Here is a 349-nt window from a genome sequence, read left to right as displayed (position 1 = left end):
TACAGCCGGGCAGTGACGTCATCGTCTGCGCGGAAATGGACGAACAGTGGGGCTATGTCGGGGCTAAATCGCGCCAGCGCTGGCTGTTTTACGCGTATGACAGGCTCCGGAAGACGGTTGTTGCGCACGTATTCGGTGAACGCACTATGGCCACGCTGGGGCGTCTTATGAGTTGGCCTCAACACGATTTTCCGCCATTTAAAAAACTCAGGCCGCAGTCGGTAACCTCGCGCATACAGCCGGGCAGTGACGTCATCGTCTGCGCGGAAATGGACGAACAGTGGGGCTATGTCGGGGCTAAATCGCGCCAGCGCTGGCTGTTTTACGCGTATGACAGGCTCCGGAAGAC

General features: G+C 58.2%; 2 pseudogenes. Both read left to right on the top strand.

What is annotated here, in order from left to right:
* Positions 1 to 35: 35 nt before the first annotated feature.
* Positions 36 to 113, top strand: a pseudogene (locus tag FHC49_RS24565) (IS1 family transposase); the annotation flags it as partial.
* Positions 114 to 171: 58 nt separating this feature from the next.
* A pseudogene (locus FHC49_RS03275) lies at positions 172 to 349 on the top strand (IS1 family transposase); the annotation flags it as partial.

It is taken from the genome of Kluyvera sp. EC_51 (assembly GCF_019584505.1).
Taxonomy (GTDB): domain Bacteria; phylum Pseudomonadota; class Gammaproteobacteria; order Enterobacterales; family Enterobacteriaceae; genus Kluyvera; species Kluyvera sichuanensis.
The sequence above is the reverse complement of the archived record's forward strand: the minus strand, read 5'-3'. Positions and strand labels throughout refer to the sequence as shown.